The following is a 7,135-nucleotide window of genomic DNA, read 5'->3' as shown; positions in this document are numbered from 1 at the left end:
GCCGTAGTTTTATATTAATAATTTACCGATTTAATAGTCACCGGACCTGTTAACCCCGAAGCCTCAAGCTGACTTTCAGGTTTATAAGGGTTTACGATAGTCCAGGTATGGCGTTCATTAGCGGATAATTTACTATCGCCTATTAAACGGTTAACCCAGGTATTTACTACCTCAATATCAAGAGTGTTATTGCCCGGTTTTAGCGCGGTGGTAATGTCAAGCTGATAGGGAGCTGTCCAAACGCCACCAACGGCAACACCATTCACTTTTACTTTAGCCATGGCTTTTACCTGCCCCAAGTCAAGCAGCAGATGTTTGCTTTTTTCAATTTGGTCAATATTAAACGTATTATGGTAAACTGCCGAACCAGAGTAGTATTTAATATCATCCTCGGGCCGCAATGTCCAGTCGACCAGCTTATCAAAGGTAACAGGATTTACCGGCCCCCATCTTTTTGGATCGAAGGTAACCGTCCACGGAGTATTTACATCAACTACAACCTGCTGATCAGGGAAATTATCATGCCTTGCCGGGTTTGCCTTAGCAGGTTTCCTAAAAATGATGAAAGCACTTTGATAAGCATCAAGCTTAAGTGGCACGGTAGTAATGCCTCCCTCTTGTTTATAATCGGGCAGGTTACGGCTGCTACCTGTTGTGGCGTCCCAAAGCTCCGGCGCTTTTCCATTAACCCTGAAGGCAGCGTTAATATCGATATTCTGCGCGGTTTGATTGGATACAAAATACATATCGCCATCAATTAGTTTACGATGAATGAACAGCGCCTGCCCTACGGTGTTAAACTTACAGTCGGGCGCTACTTTGAGCAGATCAAGCGCTTGTTGCAAGTCCATTCCGTTAATCACCACCCCTTTGCCGTATCGATGCATTTTTACCGAAACACTATCGATACTACCCCAGAGGGCCGAAGCCATTTTTTTGATCTCTGCATCAGCCATACCATAGTTTTGCAGGCTGGGCGAGCGCTCCGGTTTGGGACCTAATACAGCCAATCCATCATTAACCAGTTTGGCAATGGTTTTCAGCAACTCGGGGCGCATGGTTGCCAGTTTGGGCAGTACCAATAGCTTGTAGCTCATGCCGCCGGACAGTACCAGTTTGCCGTTAATCACTTTGGCGCGGCCGTTCAATACTTCCGCATTGATATAGTCGAAAGAGTAGCCTTGCGGCAGCTCCGGGTCACGAACACCGGTCATTTTGGGGGCATCCTCGCCAATAAAATAAGCTACATCGGCCACATAATTACCCTGCCTCAGCATGTAGTTGCAACGCTTGATATAGCTGATGAACATGTCCATATCATAAAACCAGGTATTGTTACGGTTAAATTCGTTCGAGAACCAAGCATTTGTACCCGGTACCCGGTTATCAGCAAGCTGCGAAATAAATACATGCAGCAGGGTGTTGTTAATACCCTCGGTGAAAAAGCGGTCGCCCCGTTGTTTCATCATGGCCGGGTAGCGCGAAAATGATCCCCCTGCACAGGTAAACGATTCGGCCGAGACCTTATTTTTACCGTAGATATGTGCAGAAGATGAAGCTGCCCTGTTTTCGATATTACCCAAATCGCCTTCACTCCAAAACTCTCCGCCAATCTCGTCCGATTGACCGCCGTACTGCAAAAACTCACCCGGGAAGCCCCAGTGCCCGTAATTTTCCAGCCATGTAGTAAGCCCGTGTTTGTGGCTCACATCCCGCAGGCCGCCAACATATTCATAAGCTACTTTATCAGCAACAAAACGGCGCAAATCCCATAAAAACCGGTCGCTTTGATCCTGGCTACCTACTACACAGCCGCTTAACACGGGCAGGTACGGCAGGGCATCGTAGCCATATCGGGTTTTGAAGTTTTTGAGCATCTCATCCGTCCAATTCTGGCTTCCCGTTTCGTAGCTATCCTCAACAGCTACCTTAAAACTTTTGCGGTCGGCTACTGGGATCCGCTTCAGGATCTGCCCCAGGAAAGCGTCAAAATGTTCGGCAATATGCTGTTTGCTCATTTTATCAATCTCAAGACCTCGGCCTTCGGGCGGTGCTGGGGCGTTGGTAACCTGGGTAGGCGTCATACCGGTGCGCATAATGATCCAGTTGCCGGCAGGCACATCCCATTTCAGCGTACCATCAGCCTGCATATATTTTGATATATCAACAACCTTTTGCGGATCGATCACATATTGCTGATCATCAACCACCGGCTGAGGTTTCCACTGATATTCCTTCCAGTACGGTAGTGGTGTCTGATACATTTTAGCCAACGACTTTTCAGCATAATTTTCCACGTTTGGCGATGCTGAGATCTTAAGCTCGGCTATATCGCTGCCCTGGGAGCCATTGCTAAATATTACCCTGAAACTTTGGCTTGTTGTGGCGGGGATAGATACTACGGCAGGCGAATAAGGGCTAAAACCCACATTTAAATTGGTATTGCTCCTATCTACCACAAAGTGTTTTACCGTTTGATAATTACCGGCAGCATCGCGGGCCTGGATATCTCCCTCAAATCTTAACTCCTTATGTGCAGGATAAAAAACAAAACTGCGCGCAGTATAAGCCGAAGCGGCATCAATAGTTATCGTTGGTTTCGGATCATTAGGAATGGTATATATAGTATTTTCATTACCATCCATCAGGTTATTAGCATGCGGATCAACAGGTAAGGAACTGATAAATGAGGCCGGCATTTGTTGGCCATAACCAGTAGGTGCAGGAAAAGCGATCACCCTTACATCCTGAAACTGCTTTTGGGGCTGATCCAGTTTTTTATCGAGACTGATTGGCCCTTTTATAGCTAAAGTTGACGAATTAAGGTACCTCATAGACTGCTCCGGCTTAACCCAGGGACCGCCGGACTGGCTCCATCCGGGACCATTAAAAATACCGATATCTACCTTGAGCCGGGTAGCGGTTTTAAGGGCGGTATGCATGATATCCCACCATTCGTCCGAAAACATTTTTACTTTTCCGTAAGGGATCTCATCCAGGCCAATATTACCGATAAAAGCCCGGTTGATGCCTACCTTCTTCATCGATTCAAGGTCTTTAACTACGCCCTCTTTAGATACGTTCCCCGAGATCCAATACCAATAAACACTGGTTTGCACCGAATCAGGAGTAGTTTTAAAGCCGCTGTAAAGCGCGTCGTTTTTAGATGATTTAGTTTGGGCGAAGCTTTTGGTGCTGAAACCAATTGCATTGGCCGCAAGCAATGTTACGATGGCCTTTTTGTAGATATTTTGCATCAGGATAAATATTCTGTTTTATAACGTTACACGCTCCAACCCCGGGGAGCCAATGATATAGGTTAAAAAATGAAAGCTGGTAAGTTTATAATAAAAACAATACTATAGCTTTCTGTATAAATTGGCATCCTGTACTATCCTATCCGTATTGATATACGATATTATCAGGCAGAATATCTATTTTACGTACCAAATGGCTCGCTTATGAATGATTCAAAAGAGCCTGTCCTGTTACCTTTGTTAAAGCTTTCACTAAAAGCGTAGCTGTTTATGGAAAACTACACCATTGTTATATTTATACTGGCTGTGATGATCGGTTTATCGGCCATGGCCGACAAAATAAAACTACCTTATCCAATTTTACTGATCATAGCAGGTATAGCGGTTGGTTTTGTTCCGTCCATTCCCAATATTGAGCTTAACCCCGAAATTGTTTTCCTGATATTTTTGCCGCCATTGCTGTATGACGCAGCTTTTAATATCTCGTACCAAACCTTTAAAACCAATATCAACACCATAGGTACGCTGGCTATTTCGCTGGTATTTATTACGGCCTCGGGCATAGCGGTATTTGCCCATTATATTATCCCGGACATGACCTGGCCGCTGGCCTTCGTATTGGGCGCTATCCTTTCGGCTACAGATGCTGTGGCGGCCATGAGCATTACCAAAGGCCTCGGATTATCGCACAGTACTAATACCATTTTGGAGGGTGAAAGCCTGGTGAACGATGCATCAGCATTGGTGGCTTACCGTTTTGCCGTAGCGGCCGTAACCGGTACTGCCTTTGTGTTTTGGAAAGCATCATTGCAGTTTTTTATACTGATGGGCGGCGGCTTTGTGGTTGGCCTGATAATGGGAAAAATACTGGCATTTATTATTAAACGGGTACATAAAAATGATTTGGTGACCATCAGTTTTATGCTGCTGATGCCATTTGTAACCTACCTTGTGGCTGAAGACCTGCACGTGTCCGGCGTTATAGCTGTGGTTATATTAGGATTGAGCATTGCCCGTTTTAGCGCTAAAGTTTTCCCGGAAAAACTGAAACAGCAATCCAAATCTATCTGGGATATTATCATCTTTTTATTGAACGGATTGATCTTTATTTTTATAGGTCTGCAGTTCCCCTATGTCATCAAAAGCATCCCCAAAGCACAGGTATGGCCTTATGTGGGTTATTCTTTCCTGATCACCATTATTGCGCTGGCGTTACGGATGCTGCGTGTCTTCCTTCAGAAAGTAAACCTTCAGGAGGCTTTTAAAAAAGGCAAGCACAAAATAACAGAAGATGCCCTGCTTGATTTTAAGAGCAGCCTGATCATCAGCTGGTCGGGTATGCGGGGGATTGTATCATTGGCTATTGCCATTGGTTTGCCAGCTACTTTAGCCGATGGCAGTCCTTTTCCTGAGCGTAACGCTATTATCTTTATTTCGGTAGTTGTGGTGCTGTTTACGCTGATTGGCCAGGGGTTGAGCCTGCCGTGGCTGGTGAGGAGATTGACTGATAAATAATTTTATAATACAAAGTAAATGACAAAGCGAGGGAAGACTTACGAAGTTTTAGAAACTTCGTAAGTCTGGCTGTGCGATAAATTTCACATTACGAGCGCAAATGGTAACTGCACGAAAGCATAACTGCTCTGTAGAGCATGCGATTGCTTCGTCGCTCCTCCTTATAATGACACGATTATAAGTTACTGATTATCAAGTAAATTTTTCAACTTATAAATATGAGCGTTGCCTGCGGCCCGTGCTATCCGCTCATACTGCACAAGGCATTATCCGTTAGCTAACGGACGATATCCGCTACTATCACTAACGCGGCTCCCGCACACCATCGCTTAAATATATTTCATACGTCATCGTGGTTTGTTTCAGGTTTTCCCTGATGCTTACTCGTGACATCGTTTTTAACAACTTACATCGGCAACCTAAAATAAAAGGAAGAACCTTTGCCAAACTCACTATCAACCCCAACCTTTCCACCATGGCTTTCAACGATCTCGCGCGAAAGGTACAGGCCTAAGCCATATCCTTTTGTACCAGTAGCGTTTTCATGGTGAATACGGGAATAACGGCAAAACAATAGCTTTTGATCGGCGGACTTAATACCCCGGCCTTTGTCCTGTACGGTTACTATGCCTTGTCCATCCGCTACTGCACAGGTTAAGGTAATTACGCTTTTTACCGGCGAAAACTTCACTGCATTGTTGATATAATTTACCAGTACCTGCGCCAGTTTATCATAGTCGGCAGTAACCTGTATTGTCTTTGATACTTTCAGTTTAAACTTTCGGTCGGGATAAAGTACAGTCATATCTGCCGCTACCTTCTCAACCAATTCGGCCAGATTAAAATGACTTTGTTGCAGGGTAAGTTTTGCATCCTGAACCTGCGACAGTGTTAAGAAGTTATTGATCAGCTGGGTCATGCTCACCGTTTGCTGATCAGCCTTGAGCATTTTGTCTTCCAACGGTTTATTGTTTTCCATCCGCGCGACGCGGGCAGTATTTTGGATATATAATTTAATGGTACTTAGTGGCGTACGTAATTCATGGTTCAGAAAAGCCATCAAATCGTTTTTACGGAGCTCTTCCTGCTTAGCGACAGTGATATCGGTTAGGGTCCCCATCATTTTCATGGCCAAACCATCACTGCAATAAAGCTTTCCTGTTATCTTCAGCCACCGTCCGTAACAGCCGTCTGGAGTAGAAATATTCAACTCGGTTTCAAACTCCTGCTGAGTGCGGCAGGCAGTTTTGGCGGTTTCTAAAACATGCTTTTGGTTCCACTGCAGCAACTTTTGCATCAATACCCGTAAGCCAAAAGTACTGCTGCCTTTCATCCCTAAAAAACCGCTGGCAACCGGGCATAGGTGAAACTTTTTACTGTACACACTATAACTCCACATCCCTATACCTGCCGAGGCAAGCATGCTGGTTATTGCCTGCTCGCGGGTATGTACCCTTTCGGAGATATCAACCAAAAAAGCATAAGGGTTTAATACCTGGCCCGGGAAAACCGGCTCAATAAAATTATCAGAACTACCAAATGCAGCAATTTGCAAATTGGTATTGGTTAATTGTTGTGGGGTTACGGTTAATGTTGCCATGAGCTTTGAGCGATAATTTTTGTTATCATAAAACTAAGGCTCCTTCAAAGGCTTTGGCTTCAGCATTCGTTGAACAGGCAAAAACTGTCGGTGAAGGGTTGATGGATTCAGGCAGGTTTATTTTGATCCTGTTTAAAAGTTGTAGGGACGCATAATTGCGTCTCCCGCTATAAGGTCAAACATACCGATCCCTTAGCAAATCGGCAAACGCAATTATGCGTCTCTACATTAAAATATAGTGAAACTTACACCAACGTCCCGTAAAAATGCTTGGCATCATCAATGGCATTGAGGCATACCGCGGTAACATCATTGATAAGCCGCAATGTTTCCGTGTCGGCAATTGTGACTTGCTCCAGTTCATCCAGATCGGCTTCCAATGCGGGCAATAAACCCATAATGGCAACTGTGGTTTTCATGTTATGAGCCGTACTTTTCAGACCTTCAAAATCCTCAGCACTGAACATATTTTTCAACGTATTTACATCAGTTAGCGTAAGTTCAATAAACTGTGAAGTTACCAGCTTTTCATAAGCTGTATTTCCCTTGCTGATGTCCTTCATATAGTTGAGATCGATATACTGGTACGTATACTCATTGATTACCGCAGCCTGTTCCAGCCGCGATGCACCGGGTACAAACTTAAGGATCAGCTTAAACAGGTCATCATCATTAACCGGTTTAGCGATATACTCATTCATGCCGTGGCTCATGCATTTTTCACGTTCACCTGCCATAGCATGGGCTGTCATGGCAATGATCG

At 44.6% G+C, this 7,135-nt stretch carries 3 protein-coding genes and 1 pseudogene; 1 reads left to right on the top strand and 3 read right to left on the bottom strand.

Annotated features, from left to right (window positions below; genetic code table 11):
• Window positions 1-14: 14 nt before the first annotated feature.
• Window positions 15-3,257 (bottom strand): glycosyl hydrolase, encoded by a 3,243-nt coding sequence (locus VF500_RS05710; RefSeq protein WP_330858748.1) that lies wholly within the window; start codon window positions 3,255-3,257, stop codon window positions 15-17.
• A gap of 270 nt (window positions 3,258-3,527) precedes the next feature.
• On the opposite strand from VF500_RS05710, the gene VF500_RS05705 reads away from it, so the two are divergent.
• Entirely contained in the window at window positions 3,528-4,772 is a 1,245-nt protein-coding gene (locus tag VF500_RS05705; RefSeq protein ID WP_330858747.1) for a Na+/H+ antiporter, read from the top strand.
• A gap of 406 nt (window positions 4,773-5,178) precedes the next feature.
• Here the strand turns inward: VF500_RS05705 and VF500_RS05700 are convergent, their stop codons facing one another.
• Window positions 5,179-6,372, bottom strand: coding sequence for a HAMP domain-containing sensor histidine kinase (locus tag VF500_RS05700; RefSeq protein WP_330858746.1), 1,194 nt, complete (start codon window positions 6,370-6,372; stop codon window positions 5,179-5,181).
• A 245-nt stretch (window positions 6,373-6,617) separates the two neighbouring features.
• A pseudogene (locus tag VF500_RS05695) lies at window positions 6,618-7,135 on the bottom strand (sensor histidine kinase); the annotation flags it as partial.

This window comes from Mucilaginibacter sp., from assembly GCF_036383575.1.
Classification (GTDB): Bacteria; Bacteroidota; Bacteroidia; order Sphingobacteriales; family Sphingobacteriaceae; genus Mucilaginibacter.
This window is presented reverse-complemented; position numbering and strand designations above follow the sequence as displayed.